1 protein-coding gene is annotated in these 380 nt (G+C 31.3%); it reads right to left on the reverse strand.

Going from position 1 to position 380, the window contains the following annotated elements:
• Positions 1 to 380: ABC transporter permease subunit (locus tag KDK95_RS39190; protein WP_212522693.1), on the reverse strand; the 380-nt coding region annotated here is incomplete at both ends.

Below are 380 nucleotides of genomic sequence, written 5' to 3' on the forward strand. Positions count from 1 at the left end.
GGATTGCTTTACTAATTCCGAATCCTAAAAAGCTCAATCCCGATTCTACTACAATCATACCGGCAAATAACAATGTTGCTTGTACGATAACTACACTTAATATATTCGGCAAAAGATGTTTCAAAATAATTTTATATGTGGGTGTACCAATTGATTTTGCTGCCAAAAAGTATTCATTTTCTTTTTCTTGAAGTACTTTACCACGAACGAGTCTTGCAATACCTCCCCAACTTAATACGATAATAACTAGAACAAGAATTATGGCAGATCCATAAGGATTTTTAATTTTATCTCCAAGTGCGGCATTTAATACAATTGCAAATATTAAAAACGGAAATAACATAACAAATTCGGTTATTCTCATTAATAATGTATCAACA

Source organism: Actinospica acidithermotolerans (assembly GCF_018139625.1).
Lineage (GTDB): Bacteria > Actinomycetota > Actinomycetes > Streptomycetales > Catenulisporaceae > Actinospica > Actinospica acidithermotolerans.